This is a genomic window from Streptomyces sp. NBC_00989 (genome assembly GCF_045162655.1).
GTDB lineage: Bacteria > Actinomycetota > Actinomycetes > Streptomycetales > Streptomycetaceae > Streptomyces.
Map to the genome: position 1 here is coordinate 2,025,773 of NZ_CP108728.1, position 18,822 is coordinate 2,044,594.

The 18,822-nt window shown below is 70.0% G+C and carries 17 protein-coding genes; 5 read left to right on the plus strand and 12 right to left on the minus strand.

The features are described from left to right. Positions 1–39: 39 nt before the first annotated feature. Genes OG714_RS08775 through OG714_RS08785 form a run of 3 tightly spaced genes read right to left on the minus strand, consistent with a single transcriptional unit; the run spans position 40 to position 3,136 of the window. Positions 40–906, minus strand: coding sequence for a carbohydrate ABC transporter permease (locus OG714_RS08775; RefSeq protein ID WP_406119756.1), 867 nt, complete (start codon positions 904–906; stop codon positions 40–42). Then, positions 903–1,886, minus strand: a complete 984-nt coding sequence (locus OG714_RS08780) for a carbohydrate ABC transporter permease (protein WP_406119757.1) — start codon at positions 1,884–1,886, stop codon at positions 903–905. The genes OG714_RS08775 and OG714_RS08780 overlap by 4 nt, the downstream gene beginning before the upstream one ends. Before the next feature lie 5 nt (positions 1,887–1,891). Beyond that, positions 1,892–3,136, minus strand: a complete 1,245-nt coding sequence (locus OG714_RS08785) for a sugar ABC transporter substrate-binding protein (RefSeq protein ID WP_406119758.1) — start codon at positions 3,134–3,136, stop codon at positions 1,892–1,894. Positions 3,137–3,523: 387 nt separating this feature from the next. Here OG714_RS08785 and OG714_RS08790 point away from each other — a divergent pair, with 387 nt between their 5' ends. Further along, the gene (locus tag OG714_RS08790; RefSeq protein WP_406119759.1) at positions 3,524–5,344 is read left to right on the plus strand and encodes a tetratricopeptide repeat protein; all 1,821 of its coding nucleotides are present in this window, start codon (positions 3,524–3,526) and stop codon (positions 5,342–5,344) included. A gap of 68 nt (positions 5,345–5,412) precedes the next feature. Next, complete coding sequence (locus tag OG714_RS08795) at positions 5,413–7,482, plus strand: WD40 repeat domain-containing protein (protein ID WP_406119760.1); 2,070 nt, start codon at positions 5,413–5,415, stop codon at positions 7,480–7,482. 77 nt (positions 7,483–7,559) lie between these two features. Here OG714_RS08795 and OG714_RS08800 read toward each other — a convergent pair whose 3' ends face one another. Next, the gene (locus tag OG714_RS08800; protein ID WP_406119761.1) at positions 7,560–8,654 is read right to left on the minus strand and encodes a LacI family DNA-binding transcriptional regulator; all 1,095 of its coding nucleotides are present in this window, start codon (positions 8,652–8,654) and stop codon (positions 7,560–7,562) included. Positions 8,655–8,866: 212 nt separating this feature from the next. Between OG714_RS08800 and OG714_RS08805 the strand changes: the two genes are divergently transcribed. After that, the gene (locus OG714_RS08805; protein ID WP_406119762.1) at positions 8,867–9,598 is read left to right on the plus strand and encodes a lysophospholipid acyltransferase family protein; all 732 of its coding nucleotides are present in this window, start codon (positions 8,867–8,869) and stop codon (positions 9,596–9,598) included. A gap of 10 nt (positions 9,599–9,608) precedes the next feature. Here the strand turns inward: OG714_RS08805 and OG714_RS08810 are convergent, their stop codons facing one another. Continuing rightward, complete coding sequence (locus OG714_RS08810; RefSeq protein ID WP_406119763.1) at positions 9,609–9,920, minus strand: hypothetical protein; 312 nt, start codon at positions 9,918–9,920, stop codon at positions 9,609–9,611. Between the two features lie 130 nt (positions 9,921–10,050). On the opposite strand from OG714_RS08810, the gene OG714_RS08815 reads away from it, so the two are divergent. Further along, a complete protein-coding gene (locus OG714_RS08815) occupies positions 10,051–10,797 on the plus strand; it encodes an IclR family transcriptional regulator (protein ID WP_403586045.1) in 747 nt (248 codons plus the stop codon). 53 nt (positions 10,798–10,850) lie between these two features. Here the strand turns inward: OG714_RS08815 and OG714_RS08820 are convergent, their stop codons facing one another. The 6 genes from OG714_RS08820 to OG714_RS08845 form a co-directional block, all read right to left on the minus strand. After that, the gene (locus tag OG714_RS08820) at positions 10,851–11,981 is read right to left on the minus strand and encodes an aromatic ring-hydroxylating dioxygenase subunit alpha (protein WP_406119764.1); all 1,131 of its coding nucleotides are present in this window, start codon (positions 11,979–11,981) and stop codon (positions 10,851–10,853) included. An 89-nt stretch (positions 11,982–12,070) separates the two neighbouring features. Next, positions 12,071–13,240, minus strand: a complete 1,170-nt coding sequence (locus tag OG714_RS08825; protein WP_406119765.1) for an NAD(P)/FAD-dependent oxidoreductase — start codon at positions 13,238–13,240, stop codon at positions 12,071–12,073. Further along, positions 13,237–13,599 (minus strand): bifunctional 3-phenylpropionate/cinnamic acid dioxygenase ferredoxin subunit, encoded by a 363-nt coding sequence (locus OG714_RS08830; RefSeq protein WP_019069625.1) that lies wholly within the window; start codon positions 13,597–13,599, stop codon positions 13,237–13,239. Before OG714_RS08830 ends, OG714_RS08825 begins: the two co-directional genes overlap by 4 nt. 159 nt (positions 13,600–13,758) lie before the next feature. Further along, positions 13,759–14,388: an MBL fold metallo-hydrolase gene (locus tag OG714_RS08835; RefSeq protein WP_406119766.1), complete on the minus strand. Its 630-nt coding sequence runs from the start codon at positions 14,386–14,388 to the stop codon at positions 13,759–13,761. Continuing rightward, positions 14,388–15,473, minus strand: a complete 1,086-nt coding sequence (locus OG714_RS08840) for an S-(hydroxymethyl)mycothiol dehydrogenase (protein WP_406119767.1) — start codon at positions 15,471–15,473, stop codon at positions 14,388–14,390. The genes OG714_RS08835 and OG714_RS08840 overlap by 1 nt, the downstream gene beginning before the upstream one ends. A 131-nt stretch (positions 15,474–15,604) precedes the next feature. After that, positions 15,605–16,093: a TetR/AcrR family transcriptional regulator gene (locus OG714_RS08845; RefSeq protein ID WP_406131758.1), complete on the minus strand. Its 489-nt coding sequence runs from the start codon at positions 16,091–16,093 to the stop codon at positions 15,605–15,607. Positions 16,094–16,262: 169 nt separating this feature from the next. Between OG714_RS08845 and OG714_RS08850 the strand changes: the two genes are divergently transcribed. After that, the gene (locus OG714_RS08850; RefSeq protein WP_406119768.1) at positions 16,263–17,705 is read left to right on the plus strand and encodes an aldehyde dehydrogenase; all 1,443 of its coding nucleotides are present in this window, start codon (positions 16,263–16,265) and stop codon (positions 17,703–17,705) included. Between the two features lie 43 nt (positions 17,706–17,748). On the opposite strand, the gene OG714_RS08855 is transcribed toward OG714_RS08850, so the two are convergent. Further along, entirely contained in the window at positions 17,749–18,735 is a 987-nt protein-coding gene (locus OG714_RS08855) for an aldo/keto reductase (protein ID WP_406119769.1), read from the minus strand. Positions 18,736–18,822 lie beyond the last annotated feature (87 nt).

Consider the following 18,822-nt stretch of genomic DNA (forward strand, 5'->3'; position numbering starts at 1 on the left):
GGCCAGCGGCGTGTGAGACCAACAGGCCTGTGGGGCGGGCTACTTGAGCCCGGCGGTCGCGATGCCCTGGGTGAAGTGGCGTTGCAGTACGGCGAAGACGAGCAGCACCGGCAGCACGACGAGCAGGGAGCCGGCCATCAACATGCCGTTCCCGCCGCCGACCGTGCGGTTGGGATCGTTGGCGAACGTCGCCAGGGCCACCGGCAGCGTGTACTTGCCGGGGTCGTTGGTCGCGATCAGCGGCCAGACGAAGTTGTTCCAGGACCCGAGGAAGGTGAAGATCGTCAGGGTCGCCAGGGCGGGCTTGACCAGGGGCAGCACGATGCGCCAGAAGATGTACCACTCGCCGGCACCGTCGATGCGGGCCGCTTCGAGGAGTTCGTCGGGGATCGACTGCATGAACTGCCGCATGAGGAAGACCCCGAAGGCCCCGGCGGCGAAGGGCAGGACCAGTCCGGCGTAGGTGTCGATGAGGTTCAGCTTGGTCATCAGCACGTACAACGGCAGCACGAGCAGGTTGCCCGGCACCATCAGGGCCGCCAGGACGATGCCGAACACCTTGGAGCGGCCGGTGAATTGAAGCTTGGCGAGGGCGTAGCCGAGCATCGAGCAGAACAGCAGATTGCAGACGGTCACGAGCACCGCCACGATCAGCGAGTTCATGAAGTACCGCGCCATGTCCAACTGGTCCAGCAGCTCACGGAAGTTGGCGAGCGTCCAGTGGCTGGGGATCCACACCGGCGGGCTGGCCGTGAGGTCCTTCTTCGTCTTGAAGGCGGACAGCGCCATCCACAGGAAGGGTGCGGCCATGACCAGCAGCCCCAGCGAGGCGACCGTGTACAGCAGGGGTCCTCGGACCCGGCCAGGGCCGCGGCGGGTCGGGGCGGTCGCCGTGGGCGCGGTCATGAGGTGTTGTCCTTCAGCAGTCGGAGCTGGAGCACCGTGATGCCCATGATCACCACGAACAGGACGTACGCCATGGCGCTCGCGTAGCCCATGTGGAAGAAGTTGAAGCCCTCCTGGTACATGTCCAGGGAGACGGTCATGGTGGAGTTGGAGGGGCCGCCCTGGGTCATCACGAAGGGTTCCTCGAACACGTTGAGGTAGCCGATGGAGGTGATGACGGTGGCGTAGAGCATCGTCGGCCGCAGCAACGGCACGGTGACGCGCCGCAGTTCCTGCCAGGCGCCGGCGCCGTCCAGTCGCGCGGCCTCCCGGACCTCGGTGGGGATGGCCTGTAGTCCGGCGATGAACAGGACCATCACGGTGCCGAGGTTCCGCCATACCGCCATCGCGATCAGCGAGGGCATGGCCCAGGTCTCGGAGCCGAGGAAGTCCGGCGCGGTCAGGCCGAGTTCGGAGGCGAGACCGGCGACCAGCCCGTCCGATGGGTCGAGCACGAACCGCCAGACGACGGCGACCGCGACGATGGTCGTGACGACCGGGGCGTAGAAGCCGACGCGGAAGAAGGTACGGGCGCGGTCGATGCCGTTGTTGAGCAGGACGGCCACGAGCAGTCCCAGTACGACGGTCAGCGGGACGCCGACGACCACGAAGTAGCCGGTGTTGAAGAGCGCCGTGCGGAAGACGTCGTCGTCGAAGAGCCGTGTGTAGTTGTCGAAGCCGACGAACTCCGCCTCGAAGGGGCGGGTGACGTCGCGCGCCCCGAAGTCGGTGAAGCTCATCAGGAGCGTCGCGACGATCGGGAGGAGCATGAACAGGCCGAACAGCACGAGGAAGGGCGTGGAGAACAGCCAGCCGTGCAGGTTGTGCCGGCCCGGCGGACGGCCGCGACCCGGCCCTCGCGTCGGCCCAACAGGGGCCTTGGAAAGCTTGGTCGGGCCCGTGGCCGCGCTGTCGGCGGTCGATCCGGTCACCAGGGACATCGCTGTTACCTCACGAGCCCTTCGATCTGGGACTGCGCCTTGCCCAGCGCGTCCTTCGCGGACGAACGGCCCTGCGTGACCTGCTCGATGGCGGCGTCGACCTTGGAGGTGATCTCCGTGAGCTTCGGGTCGGACGGCGGGGTCTTGGCGCTCTCCAGCTGCTTGCGCCAGATCTTCAGGTTCGCGTCGGTGGCGAGGTCACCGGACTCCCAGGCCGCCTTGTTGGCGGGCAGGTCACGGGTGCGCTCGTACCAGTCGGCCTGGCCCTGGGCGTTGGTGAGGGAGGCGATGAACTCCTTCGCGGCGGCCTTGTGTTCACTGTCCGCCGAGATCGCGAGACTGGACCCGCCGGCCATCGACACCGAGGACGCGTCGGACGGCACGGGCGCGATCGCCCACTTGCCCTTCAGGTCCGGGTAGTTGTCGTCGAGCAGGGACATGATCCACGGCCCGCCGAAGAACATGGGCACGGAGCCGGTGTTGAAGTCCTTGGTGACGTCGTAGCCGGGCCGCACCGACTTGGCGCTGAGCCCCTTGTCGAAGTAACTCCCGTAGTTCTCCAGCGCCTTGACGGCCGCCGCGCTGTCGATGACGGGCTTGTCGTCCTGCGTGAGCAGCTCACCGCCCGCCGAGTACAGGAACGGGTAGAAGCTCTGCACGGTGTCCAGACCACCCGGCTGGATGGACAGCCCCCACTTGGTGCCGGCCTTCTCCTTGTACGCCTCGGCCGCTTTCTGCAACTCGGTCATGGTCGCCGGGGCGGTCTTGAGGCCGGCCTTGGCCGCGAGGTCGGTGCGGTAGTAGAGGACGCGGGTGTCGACGTACCAGGGGACGCCGTACGCCTTCCCGTCGTACGACACCTGGTCCCAGGCGGCGGGGAAGAAGTCGCCCTCCTTGGCCGTCTTGGTGTCGACCGGTTCGAGGACACCCATGTCGGCGAACTCGCCGAGGTAGGTCCCGCCCATCTGGACGACGTCGGGGAGCTTGTCGGCGGCAGCGGCGGCGACCAGCTTCTGGTGGGCCACGTCCCAGCCGACGGGGGTCACCTTGACGGTGATGTTGGTGTGCGTCTTCTCGTACGCCTTCGCGACGTCGGCGAGCTTCTCGCCCTCGGTGCCCATCGCCCAGACCGTCAGGGTCTGTTTGGCGTCGGCTGCCACCTCCGCGCCACCGGAACCACCGCAGGCGGTGAGGGTGAGCGCGGAGGCCACGGTGAGGGCGATCGAAGCGGTGGTGGCAGGACGGCGCATGGACTGCTCCTCCTTGAGCGTTCCGGATGTATGCGCTTCCTGTAAGCGCATACATCACTCTCGTGCAAGAATTCCGGGACGAGCAAGGGGCTCTCGGTCACGCTCCCGTAACGACTGGGACATCGGGCGATGACATGGAATCCGAGTCGGTTGATTTGCTGATTTAGCGCGCTTTGGGTGCCGCCGCACGGGGATGGTTCGGTGGATTCCCCGATGCGCTCGCGGGCGGTGATCCGCGACGATGGGTGGTCCTGGTGCTCCGCTCCTGCCCAGGGGGCTTGAGTCGACGCTCATGGTCTGCGTTGCGGGTCACCGGCCGTGGTCGCGTTTCTCTTTCGCGTACGGAGGCTGGGCGCCGGGGCTTCGCGCACCGAGGGGGATGCAGATATGACGAAGCGGATGGCCCTGTGGGGCGAGGAGCTTTTCCGGAGTCGGGAGTGGGAGCGGCGTCGCGGTCTGGCGCCGGAGAGTCATGCGGAACTCGGCCCGGCGCCAAGGGGGTTCGAGCCCTGCCTGCTGGCCGTGCTCCGGCTGTCGCTGGGGACGAAGCCGGACACTCGTGTCCCCACCGGGTGGTTCCGGCAGGCGCTCGCCCGCACGGGGTACCTCGCCCGTGCGGCCGAGTCGGCGTACACGATCAGTGACGAGGCCGAGCGGGGTGAGGAACTCCTGACCCTGGTGAAGGCCGCGGCCAACACCGAAGACCTCTGCGGCGCGCAGGAGTTGGCCGAGTCGATCACCGTGCGCCAGCTGCGGGACCTGGCACTGGTCGCCCTCGTACCGGCGTGGGCCCGGGCCGGGGAACGCGACCGGGCCGTCGCCGTGGCGGAGAGCGTCCGCTATCCGCACAACTGGGGGAAAGCCTGGGCCTTGTTGGCGGAGGCGGCGGCGGACGACGGTGACACCCTCGACGCACTCGAGTTCGCCGACCGCGCCGACGCCGAGGCGAGTTCCGCCGGCTTCGACGGGACGGGAGAGGTGCTTGTTCGTCTCGTGAAGGTGGCCGACGCCGCCGGTGACCAGGTCCGGGCGGCCATGCTCGCCGACCGCGTCGAGGACTTCGCGCGGTCCCACAAGCGGAGCCCGTGGACTCAACCCGGGCCACTGGCGGTGGTGTTGGCCCGGGAGGCGTTGAGAGGAGACCTGGACCGGGTGGATGCTCTGCTGGGCCGGCGGCTCGGCACCGGGAGTGGGAGCTGGGGCGAATCCGGGGGTGGGGGCGAAGGCCGAGCTGGAAGCGGGAGCGGGGGCGGAGGCCAAGCCGGAGCCGGAAGCCGAGTCGGGGGCGGGGGCCAAGCCGGAGCAGGAAACGGAAGCCGAGTCGGGGGCAGAGGCCAAACCGGAGCAGGAAACGGAAGCCGAGTCGGGGGCAGAGGCCAAACCGGAGCAGGAAACGGAAGTGGAGAGAGGTCATTGGACGGCGGCGATCCCGTCGACCAGAACATGGCCCGCCACGGAGACGCGGACCCGGACATGCTCATCAGATACCTGCCGGTGCCCAGTTCCCCTCTCGGCGCCTCGGACCTGGCCCATGTGCTGGACGCGGTCGCCGAATCCGCCGCCCAGGAAGTGGCCCTCACCCTGGCGGACCGGGCGGAGACACTGCTCGACACCACCGTCGGCTTCGATCACGACCTGCTGCTGAGCGCCCTGACCCTTCTGCTGGCCCGGCGCGGGCAGGTCGAGCGGGCCATGGCGCTCGCCGACCGGATCGACTCCCCCGCGGCGCGCGCGGGGCAACAGGCGGCGATCGTCGGCCAGTTGGCCCGCTACGGCGACACGGACCGGGCCGAGGCTCTCGCGTCCGAGATCACCGACCGCCGGGCGCGGACCCGGGCACTGATCGAAGTGGTCCGGGAGTTGGCCCGACGAGGCGATCCGGACCGGGCGGAGACCTTGGCCCGCTCGATCACCGACCGCTGGGCAGAGGGCGAGGCGTTGATCGCGGTCGTCCGGGAACTGGCCCGGCGTGGCGATCCGGAGCGCGCCGAAGCCCTCGCCCACTCGATCGCCTACCGCGCGACACGGGCCCGCGCGCTGGCCGTACTCGCGGAGCTGTCCGATCCGCCCCGCGCCCGCAGGCTTGCCGCGCAGGTCATGGTCCTCGACGACTGGGCGACTGCCCTGCCCTTGTTGGAGCGGCTCGTGCCCCGAGCGGTGGCGACGGTCGCCCACCATGCCGAGGAGCTGCTGCGCGATCGGGCGTGACGGGCTGCCCCGCCTCTCCTTCTTCTCCTTTTCTCCTTCTTGTCAGTGCCGATTGCGAGACTCACTCCATGATTCCGAAATTGCCCCTGAACAGCCCGCGTTGGCGTGACCTCGACGGTGTGACCGCCGAGGAGGTGCAGGCACTCCTGGCGCAGATGGCCTCAACGGCCGTCACCGGCGCCGACGCTGAATGGCGGCAGTCCTGGACGTACATGACCGACGACCTGATGGCCGACGGCACCGTCTACGACAGCGCCTACGCGGTCCTGCCCCATCTCGTCGAGGCGGCGGCGGAGTTGCCCCCGGATCAGTCCGTGGACTTCTGGGTGGACCTGGGCTTCATCGTGACCGCGGAGGACAGGCGTCCGGTACCGGCCGATCTGGAGGCGGGGTTCGATGCCGCGCTGCGGCTGGCCGAGCGGGCGGCCGCACGGAGCTTCCTCGACGCGGGCGCTCCCGCGAAGCTCTGCGGCCAACTCGCCCTGAGCTGCGTCGCCTTCGCCGGTCACCACATCGGCGCGGCGCTGTGGGATCTCGAACCCAAGGAAAGCTACCTCCAGTTGGTGTGTCCCGGGTGCGGGTCCGACACCGAGATCCTCAAGTTCTTCGTGGACCCGGTGCATCCGCCGTTCCAGGCCCCTGAGTTGCCTGATCCGGATCATCGTGTCCGTCAGGGGCAGCACCCTTGGGGTGAGGTCGCCGACGCTTTGCGGGGGGACACGCTCGGGCGGGAGTGGGAGCCCTTCCTGCGGGTGGCGCGTGCCGTCGCGGCGGCAGGGGTGCCCGTCGAAGCACCGGGGCCGGCCGTCCTGTGCCTGATCGCCGGGATGGTCGCGGCCAAAGGCACCCCGCAATGGGCCGGGAGCGAATGGGCCCGCCAACTGGCTTTGCTCACCGGGCACTTCCGCTGCTGGGACTGCGAACAGAGCTGGACGATCGCCGACGGCCTGGCGGAGAGCCCGGACGGCGCCAGTCCCCAGAGCGTCCCCGCGCAGGCATCGGCGGACGCCACCGGCAGCTCGGCCACTGCGGTGCGGCCGGCAACAGTTGAACCAACAGGCGGCGCAACCACCCGTCTACGGCAGGACGGGAACGTTCTCCTCACGGCCGACGGCACGCCCTGGGGCCGTATAACGGTGTTCTCTGATTCCGAGTCCCCTTTCTCCGATTCCGCACCGGGTTCATCCAGCGGCGTCGACTCCCTGACGGTAGTGGCCCTCCCCGATGGGCCAACGCTCGTGGCCGGTGCCTGTGTTGGCGCCGGAGACAAGGGCGTGGTGTGTCTGTGGGACGCGGCCGACGGCCGACTCGTCCATGGGCCGCTGGCCGGACATCACGACCGTGTCCGCGCGTTGACCGCGCTGCCCCTCCCCGAGGGCCGCGTCCTGCTGGCGAGCGGGGGCGGCAGCGGGTCGATCGGCCTGTGGGATGCCGTCACCGGGCGGCCGGTTCGCGAGCCCGTCGGCAACTGGCTCGGCGAGGTGACCGGGATGTGCGCCGCGCCCCTCGCCGACGGCCGGACCCTGCTCGTCACCGCCACCTCCCGAGGCGCGGTCCGCTTGAGGGATGCGGCCACGGGTGAACCTGTCGGGCGCCTCAACCCCTCCGGTCGTCCGATCCGGTCGCTCGCCGCCGTCCCGGCCTCCGGCGGACAGACGATGATCGCGGCCGCGGACACCCAGGGCGGCGTCCACATGTGGGACCCGGCCGTCGACGACCCCTGGGACCCGGGCGCGGCCGTGCAGTTGAAGGACCGCGCGCTCAGCGATGCCGGACACCGGGTGGCGGTCGTCGTGGCGGCGCCCACCGCCGACGGGACCCTGCTGGCCACCGGCGACGACCGCGGCGTGGTCATGCTGTGGGACCCGGCGACCGGAACGCCGGTCGGTGAGGGGCTGCCTCCCGCGACGGGCACCGCAGGCCCACCGGTCATGGCTGCCGCCACATCACACGAAGGGCGCGCCGTCCTGGTCATCGGCACCAAGCGCGGGCACGACCTGCGGGTGTGGGAACCGGCGACCGGCGCGGTGCGGCGGATATCCCTGGATGTGTCCGTCACCTGCTTGGCCGCCGTGGGTTCCGACGTGATCGTCGGACACGAGCACGGAGTTCTCGGACTCCCGCTCGCGAGGCGGTGAACCGACCCGTTCCGAACCAGCGGCGCCGGCCGAAACCCTGACCACCCGTCAGAAGAACTCGCCAACCCGTCCAGGATCTACGTCAGTTGGGTTCCGCTGCCCTCGGCCTCGCCGCATCCACAGCTGGCGCGGCGCACCACGGTGACCGGGAGCATCAGCGACACCGGCTCCCTGTCGGACGCCCCGCTGAGCCGCTGCACGAGCAGTTCGGCCGCCTGCTCCCCCAGCCGCAGCATGGGCTGACGCACCGTGGTCAGCGCCGGCCGCACGAGTCGGCCGAGCGGGATCCCGTCGAAGCCCGTCACCACCACGTCCTCGGGAACCCGTAGCCCCCGCCGTTGCAGCGCGTGCAGCGCGCCGACGGCCATCTGGTCGTTGGCGAAGACGAGGGCCTCGGGCAGCGGGCCGTCACGGTCGGCCAGGGCGTCCACCGCGTCGGCCCCGTCGGCCTGCCTCATCATCGGCATGCGCAGGACCGGTTCGTCGGCTGTTGCCACGTCTGCTGCCGCGCACGCCTCCAGGAAGCCCCGGAAGCGGGCCTCCACGTCCGGCGACTCCTCGGCGGAACCGATGTACGCCAGGCGCCGTAGCCCGTGGTCCTCGATGAGGTGGCGGGTCAGCTCGCGCTGGCCGTCGGAGTTGGCGACCTCCAGGTGGTCCAGGTGGTCGAGGTGGTCGCCGCCCTCGCGGGGCCCGGCGAGCATCACCACGGGCTGCCGTCTGGAGATCACCTCCAGCTCCTCGGTCGGTACGGTGCGCGCCATGACGGCGAACCCGTCGACACGTCCCGCCACCTTGGCCACCAGGCTCTCCGGCCCGCCCTTCAGCGAGGCGGCGATCAGCAGCGCGTAGCCGTGCCGACGGGCGGTGCGCTCCATGCCGCGGATGATCTGGTCGGAGTAGAGCATCGCCGCGTCGTCGTCCTCGGCGTCGGTCTCCTCCGCGTCCGGATCGGAGTAGTCGGGGAAGCACAGGCCCAGGACGCCGGTGGTACGGCTGGCGAGGCCGCGCGCGTTGCCGCTGGGTACGTAGCCGAGTTCCCGGGCGGCCGCGAGGACCCGCTCCCGGGTCTGGGCCCGCACCGAGTCGGGGTTGCGGTAGACGCGGGACACCGTGGCGATCGAGACGCCCGACCGGTTGGCCACGTCGTACACGGTGGGGACGGAACTCATGGGACGGAATCCTCATGTGGTCGGTGCGCATAGCGGCGTAGGCGCGTGATGTCTGCACGGGAGGCAAGCAGGTGATGTAAGCGCATTCACCCTAGGGGTTGGCCAGGTCAGGAGCAAGGCGCCGAGTCGGGGGGCGGCGGACTGGTCGTTTGTGAGTACGCGTACTCATGCCCCCGAACGCCCGGCCGCGTGACGATACAGATCGTCCGCACATGAGGCATCACCTCGTCCGCACACAGGGCATCACCGGCAGATCAGAGAGTCAGCAGCACGTGCTCAGCGCCTTCGCCCGTACCGTCGTCCCCCTCCTCGGCCGTCTGACGGTGACCACCGGGGCGGCCCGTACCGTCGCGCCCGGCAGCATCGTCGCGCCCAACCACACCGCTCTCGCCGATCCGGGACTCGTCCTGGCCGCACTGCACCGGCTGGGCGTCGAGCCGGTCGTCCTCGCCACCGCGGGACTGTGGAAGGTCCCCGTACTCGGCCGCCGTCTCACCCGCGAGGGCCACATACCGGTCCACCGGGGCAGCCGTAGCGCGGCGGCGGCACTGGACCTGGCGGCCGACGCCCTCGCCGCGGGGCGGGTCGTGGTGATCTACCCCGAGGGCGGACTCCCCCGCCGCCGGGACTCCGCGGACCACGGACCCGGGGCCTTCCGCACCGGTCTGGCCCGGCTCGCGCTCACCACCGGCGCGCCCGTCGTCCCGCTCGGACACGCGGGAGCCCGCCGGATCGTCTCCGGCGGGCGGGCGAAGCAGATCGCCGGTGTCCTCACCGCGCCGCTGCGCCGCCCGGACCTCCACGTCCACCTCGGCGAACCCGTCCATCTCACCGGAGACATCGACGAGGCAACCGCGCACGCCCGCACGGCAGTTGAGGCCGCCTGGCGGCAGGCGGTCGGTCGACTGCCGTCCTCGCGCAACGCCTCACTCCCCCGGACGTGAGGCAGCCGGGTCAGGCCGAGCCGCTCGTCGCGTTGCGGGCAGTCGGTCGGTACGTCGAGGAGCTGTCGCGCACGCTCCACATCACGTTCTCGCGCAGCCGCTCCAACTCGGCGCCGGAGCAACCGGCCCGGAAGCCGTGAAACGCCATGCTCGGCTCCAGCACCGGCGCCCCCGGCCCGGCGAGCGCACAGCCGTCCGCGACCCGCGTGCCGCGAACTCGGTTGGGTGAAGCGGGAGTTGGCGGGTGGCCGACGCTGTGGCCGGCCCATGAACCGACCGTGGGCCGGCCGCCACCCTCCATGGCTTCCCTGGCCTCGGACACCACCTCCTACCAGGCGAAAGAGCCTGATCAGAGTCTCCTCAGTAAAAACCTTGTACCGCACTACGCGTATAGTTTCGCTGTGAGCAACTACAGTCCAGATACTGAAACGACAGGTTCGCAGTCCGGCGGAGTGCAGTCCGTGGACCGTGCCATCAGCGTGCTGGAGATCCTGGCCCAGCGTGGCGAGGCCGGTGTCAGTGAGGTGGCCGGCGAGATCGAGGTTCACAAGTCGACCGCGTTCCGGCTGCTCGGGGCGCTGGAGGCGCGCGGGCTGGTGGAGCAGGCGGGCGAACGCGGCAAGTACCGGCTCGGCTTCGGGATCGTGCGGCTGGCCGGTGCGGTCACCGGCCGCATCGACATCACGCAGCAGGGCCGCCCGGTCTGCGAGCGGCTCGCCGAGGAGATCGGCGAGACCGTCAACATCGCCGTCATGCAGGAGCAGTACGCGATCAACCTGTACGAGGTCCGCGGCCCCGGCGCCGTCACCGCGCACAACTGGGTAGGAGAACTCACCCCGTTGCACGCCACCTCCAGCGGCAAGGCCCTGCTGGCCCACCTGCCCGCCAAGGAGCGCACCGCGCTGCTGGCGGAGGCCGGCCTGAAGAAGGTGACCCCGCACACCATCACCTCGAAGACCAAGCTGGAGAAGAACCTCGCCGAGGCCCGGGAGCGCGGATACACCTGGACGCTGGAGGAGTTGGAGCTCGGACTGCACGCCATGGCCGCGCCGGTGCGCAACCGCGACGGCGAGGTCATCGCGGCCGTCAGCGCCTCGGGACCGGCGTACCGGTTCACCGAGGAGCGTCTGCACGAACTCGCCCCGGTGCTGGTCAAGGGCGCCGAAGAGATCAGCCACCGCATGGGCTACCTGGGCTGAGCGTCCCCGGCGGCTCAGTCACCTCTGTCGGGTCCCGGTCCCGGGCGGCCGAGTCACCCCTGGCTGATCCCCAGGCGCTCGTTCACCCAGTCGTGGAAGGCGCCGATGTGGTGCTCGCTGGGCACCAGCACCCCGCCCTTGGCGTACATCCGGGAGCTCATCCCGGGCTGCGTACGCTCGCACGCCTCGAAGTCCTGGCGGTTGACCCGGTCGAAGAGCTCCACGGACCGGCTGACGTCCTTGCCGCTCTCGACGACGTGCGGGAGGTAGAGCCAGTCGCACTCGACGATCGTGCGGTCGACGGCCACCGGGTACATCCGGTGGAAGATCACGTGGTCGGGGACGAGGTTGATGAACACCTGCGGCCTGATGGTGATCGCGTAGTAGCGGCGGTCCTGGTCGTCGCTCACCCCGGGGATGCGGTCGAGGCCCTCCGAGCCGTCGACGGTGAAACCCTGCACCTCCTCACCGAACTCGGCGCCGTGCCCGACGTAGTACTGGGCGGCGTAGCCGTCGGCGAACTCCGGTAGTACCTCGGTGAGTTCGGGATGGATCGTGGCGCAGTGGTAGCACTCCATGAAGTTCTCGATGATGAGCTTCCAGTTGGCCTTGACGTCGTAGACGATGCGCCGGCCCACCGAGAGGTGGTCGATGTCGTAGTGCTCCAGGGACTCCACGTCGCCGAGCCGGGCGACGACCTCGCTGATGACGTCCTCGTCGAACGACGGGGGGTTCTCCGCCAGGTTGACCCACACATAGCCGAGCCATTCGCGGACGGCGACGCTCACCAGGCCGAACTCGGTGCGGCCGACGTCGGGCATCTTCGTGAGGTTGGGAGCCGCGACGAGCTTGCCGTTCAGGTCGTACGTCCAGGCGTGGTACGGGCATTGGAAGGCGCGTTTGACCTCGCCGGTCTCCTCGGTGCAGAGCTTGGCGCCGCGGTGCCGGCAGACGTTGAAGTAGGCGCGTATGGAGTTGTCGCGGGCGCGTGTGATCAGGATGCTCTCGCGGCCCACGTCGACGGTCCGGAAGGCGCCCGGTTTGGGCAGGTCGGAGGAGCGCACCGCGCAGAACCACATCGTCTCGAAGATGCGCTCCTGTTCCTGGGCGAAGATCTCCGGGTCCGTGTAGGAGGAGCCGGGCAGGGTGGCGATCAGGCTGTCCGGCAGGCTGGTCGAGGTCACAGTGCGCTCCTCCGAGAACGTCGTGGGTCGGTCATTCACGCGCCGGGCAGAGCGACTCCGGACGGTGTGGTCGGACGGTGTTGTACGGGTCAACTCGCCTTGGCGGCAAGCTGTTTGCGCCACCGCATGAACAGCCGCGGCTGGTTCATCGCGAGCACGGCGACCGGCTGCCCGGCCCGCCGGTAGACGGCGAGGAAACTGCGGTCGCCGGTGGCGCCCTCCTCGACGGTCACACTGTCGGCGCCGGCCGCGTGACCCGCGAACTGGATCTTCACGCCGTACTGGTCCGACCAGAAGTACGGCGGCCGCGGCGCCCCCGCCTCCACCGCACCCCACGCCAGCAACGCGGCCACGGCGGCTTCGGGCCGCTCCCGCGCCCCGGTCCAGTGCTCGACCCGACGGTGCGAACCCGCCTGCGGGTCGTACCAGTTGGCACAGTCCCCTACGGCGACCACGCCGGCGAGACTGGTCCGGCCGTCGGCACCGCACTTGACGCCGTTGTCGAGCTCGACGCCGGAACCTTCCAGCCACTCGACGCAGGGCCGCGCACCGACACCGACGACGACCATGTCGGCGGGGACGGTTCGCCCGTCCTCCAGCAGTACGGCGTCGACGCGGGCCTCACCGCTCAGCCCTTTCACCCCGACACCGCACAACAGCCGTACACCGTGGGCCTCGTGGAGGGCGGAAACGATGCCGCCCATGGTCTCGCCGAGCGGTCCCGCGAGCGGGGTCGGTGCCGCCTCGATCACCGTGACGTCGAGTCCGAGGGCGTACGCCGTGGAGGCGACCTCGGCGCCGATGAAGCCGCCGCCGATCACCACCAGCCGTCCGCCCAGGGCGAGTTCGTCGCGCAGGGCGCGGGCGTCGTCCAGGGTGCGCAGGGTGTGCACCCCGGCCAGTCCGTCCGTGCCGGGCAGGTTCCGCGCCACCGCGCCGGTCGCGACGACCACGCCGTCGGCCCGGACCTCCCGCCCGTCGTCGAGGAGCAACACCCGCTCAGCGCCGTCGACTTGGAGCCCGACGGCACGGGCGCCGAGCAGCCACTCCGCCCGCAGGTCCTCGTCGTCCATCTCCAGCAACAGATCGGCTTCGCTCACGGTCCCGGCGAGGAACTCCTTGGACAACGGCGGCCTGTCGTACGGGCGATGGGGTTCGTCGCCGATGACGACGAGCCGTCCGTCGTAGCCCTGTTTCCGCAGCGAGCGCGCCGCCGACAGCCCGGCCAGCGAGGCGCCCACCACGGCCACCGTCCTCACGCGGGGCCTCCGGCGAGCCGGGACGCGACGCAGGGCGGCAGGTTCGGGGCGTCCGTGGACGGCACGACGTAGATCATGCCGTCCTGGACGAGCACCTCGTGGGTACGCACCGGGCGCTTGGCCGGCGGGGCGTCGACGGCACCGGTCCGCAGGTCGAACTTCGAAGCGTGCAGCGGGCATTCCACCTCGCAGCCCTCCAGCCAGCCGTCCGCGAGCGAGGCGTCCTGGTGGGTGCACGTGTCGTCGATGGCGAAGACCTCGCCGTCGTCGGTGTGGAACACCGAAACCGGCGGATCGATGTCGAGCCGGTAGGCCTCGCCTCGCGGCAGATCCACGAGAAGGCACGCGGGAATCATCATGACACCTCGGTGCGTATAGCGAAACGGATTGCGGTAAGCGCAACGTCAGTTTGAGGGCGGCCCCAAACCGTTGTCAAGGTATTCAGAGGCCACGCGAACCCCTTACCCAGTGTTGCTTTTCACGCAACATCGCGCGCCCTCAGCAACACCAGGCGGAGCTCAGAACCCGCGGTCGATCCACTCCTGAAGGTGCGGGGCCTCGGCGGCGACCGTGGTCGTGTCCCCATGTCCGGTGTATACGACGGTGTCGCCCGGCAGACCGAGCAGCCGGTCCCGGATCGAGTCGACGATGGTCGGGAAATGGGAGTACGACCGCCCCGTGGCCCCCGGTCCGCCCGCGAAGAGCGTGTCACCGCTGAAGAGGGCGTTCAGCGCGGGCGCATACAGGCAGACGGCGCCGGGCGCGTGCCCGGGCGTGTGCAGCACGGTCAGCTCGACCCCCGCCACGACCACGACCTGCCCGTCGGCCAGTTCGGCGTCGGGCGCCCGGTCCGGGTGGGTCTGCTTCCACAGCGGCAGGTCGTCGGCGTGGAGCAGGACCGGAGCGCCGGTGCGGTCGGCGAGTCCGGGCGCGGCGTCGATGTGGTCGTTGTGCGCGTGGGTGCAGACGACGGCGACGAGTCGGCGGTCGCCGACCGCTTCCGCGATGGCGTCGGCGTCGTGCGCGGCGTCGATCACGACGGCCTCGGTGTCGTCACCGATGATCCAGACGTTGTTGTCGACGTCCCAGGTGCCGCCGTCGAGGCTGAACTGCCCTGAGGTGACGAGGTGTTCGATACGCGCGGCCATCACAGCACCACCACCGAACGCAGCACGTCGCCGCCGTGCATCCGCTCGAAGGCCTTCTCGACGTCCTCCAGCGCGATGGTCTCCGTGACGAACGCGTCCAGATCCAGCCGCCCCTGGAGATAGAGGTCGATCAGCATGGGGAAGTCGCGGGAGGGCAGGCAGTCGCCGTACCACGACGACTTGAGCGACCCGCCCCGCCCGAAGACGTCCAGCAGCGGCAGTTCGAGCGTCATCTCCGAGGTGGGCACACCGACGAGGACGACGGTACCGGCGAGATCACGGCCGTAGAAGGCCTGCTTGTACGTCTCCGGGCGGCCGACCGCCTCGATGACGACGTCGGCGCCGAAGCCGCCGGTCAGTTCGCGGATGGCCTCGACGGCGTCGGACTGCTTGGAGTTGACGGTGTGCGTGGCGCCCAGCGAGCGGGCCTTCTCCAGCTTCCGGTCGTCGATGTCCACGGCGATGATCCGCGCCGCACCCGCGAGCCGGGACCCGGCGATCGCCGCGTCACCGACACCGCCGCAACCGATGACGGCGACGGTGTCACCGCGTCCGACGTTGCCGGTGTTGATGGCCGCGCCGATGCCGGCCATCACGCCACAGCCCAGCAGCCCGGCGGCGGCAGCCGACGCGGCCCGGTCGACCTTGGTGCACTGTCCCGCCGCGACCAGGGTCTTCTCGGCGAAGGCACCGATACCGAGGGCCGGAGAGAGTTCGGTGCCGTCGAGCAGGGTCATCTTCTGCTTGGCGTTGTGGGTGTCGAAGCAGTACTGCGGCCGGCCGCGCCGACAGGCCCGGCAATTCCCGCACACGGCACGCCAGTTGAGGATCACGAAGTCGCCGGGGGCCACATCGGTGACACCCTCCCCCACCGACTCCACGACGCCCGCGGCCTCGTGCCCGAGCAGGAAGGGGAAGTCGTCGTTGATACCGCCCTCGCGGTAGTGCAGATCGGTGTGGCAGACCCCGCACGCCTCGACCTTCACCAGCGCCTCACCCGGGCCGGGGTCGGGGACGACGATCGTCTCCAGGCTGACGGGGGCACCCTTCCCCCGCGCGATGACAGCACGGACCTGGTGCGACATGGCCACTCCTCCGCTGGTACCGGACCTGAGCAGAACGTTGCTCATTACGGCACGCTTCGCGCGTGCCGCAACACAGCATCACGGAGGGCCGAACGGGGGTCAAGGATTCGGGCCGACGCTCACCGTCGGCATCACCGGCCGCCGAGCCCCCGCAGAAAGGTGTCGACGACCATGTCGGCGGCCTGGGCGGCGCCGAGGTCGGGCAGTTGCCGCGAAGCCAGGTGCATGAGCTGCGGCAGCAGTGAACTCGCCCACGCCGCCGGGACGTCGGCACGCAGGAGGCCCTCGCTCGTGGAACGTTCCAGGAAGACGTCCACCTCCCGGATCAGGGCGTCACGCCGTTCGCGGATCGTCTCGTCGGCCTTCATCCGGGTGAGCTCGACGGGCCACTTGCGATTGACGCCGATGATCCCCTCGACATAGCGGTGCAGGGCCACGGCGACGGGTGCCTCGCGCAGCCTGGCGTCCTCGACGGCCCGCTCGATGGCCTCGACCCGGGCCTCGTAGATGGCCGCCAGCAGTTCCTCGCGGGAGGCGAACCGCCGGTAGACGGTACGGCGGTCGACACCGGCCTCGGCGGCGATGGCGGCGATGCTCGCGCCCGGGTCGGCGGCGAGCATGCGCGCTCCGGTCGTCAGGACGGCTTCGAGGTTGCGTACGGCGTCGGCTCTCACACGCCGAAGTATAGCCAGCTATCACCACACGCCTGGGGCGGTGACATTCATAAGTGCTACATTGAAGTGGCAGATATCGAAAATGATCACCCTTGGACTCCCCGGGAGAGCGCACATGATCACCTACGACCGACTCTTCATCGCGGGTTCGTGGACCGTTCCAAGCAGCCCCGAGCTGCTCGACATCCGGTCGCCGCACGACCGCACGGTGATCGGCCGCGCCGCGCAGGCCCGCCCCGCCGACGTGGACCGGGCCGTGGCCGCCGCCCGCGCCGCCTTCGACGAGGGACCCTGGCCGCGTACCGCGCCCGCGGAACGCATCGCCGTCATCCGGAGGCTCAACGCCCTGCGCGAGGCCGACGCCGAGAAGATCGCGGCGCTGATCTCGGCGGAGAACGGCTCGGCCGGCTGGTTCACGCTGGCCGGGCAGCCGGGACTCGGCAGGCAGGCGGGCGCCTACCTCAAGGCGGCCGAGGAGCTCGGCTGGGAGGAGACCCTGGCCCCGTCCGACCCCGGCTCCCCCACCCGGAGCGTGCTGCGCCGCGAGCCCATCGGTGTCGTGGCCGCCGTCATTCCGTGGAACTCCCCGTTCTCCGCGGCCCTGGCCAAGGTCATCCCCGCACTGCTGGCCGGGAACACGGTCGTCCTCAAGGTGTCCCCCGAGAACTCGCTCAGCATGGGCTTCCTCGCCGAACTCCTGGAACGGTCCAGCCTGCCGGAGGGCGTGATCAGCATCCTTCCCGCCGACCGCGAGACCAGTGAGTACCTGGTGTCGCACCCCGACGTCGACAAGATCGCGTTCACGGGCTCGACCGGGGCCGGCCGCAGGATCGCGTCCATCGCGGGCGAGCAGCTCAAGCGGGTCAGCCTGGAGCTGGGCGGCAAGTCGGCGGCCGTCGTCCTGGACGACGCCGATATCGAACTGGCCGTACAGGGACTGAAGTTCGCGTCCCTGCTGAACAACGGCGAGGCCTGCATCGCACAGACCCGAGTCCTCGCGCCGCGCAGCCGGTACGAGGAAGTCGTCACCGCCCTCAAAGACCTCGTCGAGTCGCTCAAGGTGGGCGACCCGAGCGACCCCGACACGTTCATCGGCCCGATGGTCCGCCCCGACCAGCAGCAGCGCGTGCGCGACTACATCGAACTCGGCATCAAGGAAGGCGCTCGGCTGGTCACCGGCGGCCCCCAAGTTCCGCCCGGCCTCGAAGGCGGCAACTACGTCACCCCGACCGTCTTCGCCGACGTGGACAACTCCATGCGGATCGCCCAGGAGGAGATCTTTGGACCGGTCCTCGTCGTCATCCCCTACGACGACGAGGACGACGCCGTACGGATCGCCAACGACTCGGAGTACGGCCTCTCCGGCGGAGTATGGTCCGCCGACCAGGCCCGTGCGCTCGCCGTGGCCCGCCGCCTGCGCACCGGCACCGTCACCGTGAACGGTGCGCCCATCGCCTTCGACGGCCCCTTCGGCGGCTACAAGGCCAGCGGAATCGGCCGTGAGTACGGGGCAGTTGGGCTCGCGCAGTACGTGGAGTACAAGACCGTCACGCTGTGACCCGGCGTCGGCCTCGGCAACATCGTTGCCGTTTCAGCCGCTGCTACGAGGGCGGGACTTCCGCCGCCTGCGCGGCTGCCATGTCGAGGTCCAGCCACGCTTCCTCGGTCAGGTCGGTCGCGGTCCAGCGGGCAGCGGACACGACCTCCTCGGGAGTACGGAAACCCGCGACCACACAGGCCACGCCGGGGTCGCGCAGCGGGAACCGCAGGGCGGCGTGCGGGAGTTCGGTGCCGTGTCGGGCGGACACCCCGGCAAGAAGCCGGGCGCGGCGCAGTGCCGATTCCGGGGCGGGGCCGTAGTCGAAGGTGGCGTCACCCTGGGGGTAAGGACGGCTGAGCAGACCGGAGTTGAAGGGGGCGGCGGCCACCACCGCGACCCCGCGTTCGGCGCACGCGTCCAGCAAGGGGCGGGCGGTGCGGTCGAGCAGGGTCCACCGCCCGGCCACCATGACGGCGTCGACGTCCGCCTCCGCGACGACGCGCAGCAGCGGGGCGACCGTGTTCATGCCGACGCCGACGGCGCCGATGACGCCCTGGTCGCGCAGAGCGGTCAACGTGGGCAGGGCATGGCCGAGGGCGGCATCCAGGTGATCGTCGGGATCATGGACGTAGACGATGTCCACATGGTCCAGGCGCAGACGGTTCAGGCTGTCCTCCAGACTTCGCAGTACACCGTCCCGTGAGTAGTCGGGGCGGCGGACCAGCGTGTCGGGTACGGCGAAGCCGGCCGCCGCCAGGTCGGATCCGGTGGGTGCCGGGTGGGGTTCCAGCAGTCGGCCGACCTTGGTGGAGATGGTGAACTCCGCCCGTGGACGGTGGGCGAGGGCATCGCCGAGCCGCCGTTCGGACAGTCCGAGGCCGTAGTGCGGGGCGGTGTCGTAGTAGCGCACCCCCGCGTCCCAGGCGGCATCGAGGGTGGCCTGTGCCTGGAAGTCGCCGATCGGGCTGTGGAGATTGCCGACGGGGGCGGCACCGAATCCCAGCGTGCTGACCTGGACTCTCGTACCACCGAGTGGGCGTGTCCTCACGAGGTTCCCGCTTCCACGGCCTTCGCCGCATAGGGAAGGATCTGCTTCATCTGGCAGGCAGGACCCTAAGGATGGGATCCATTTCGC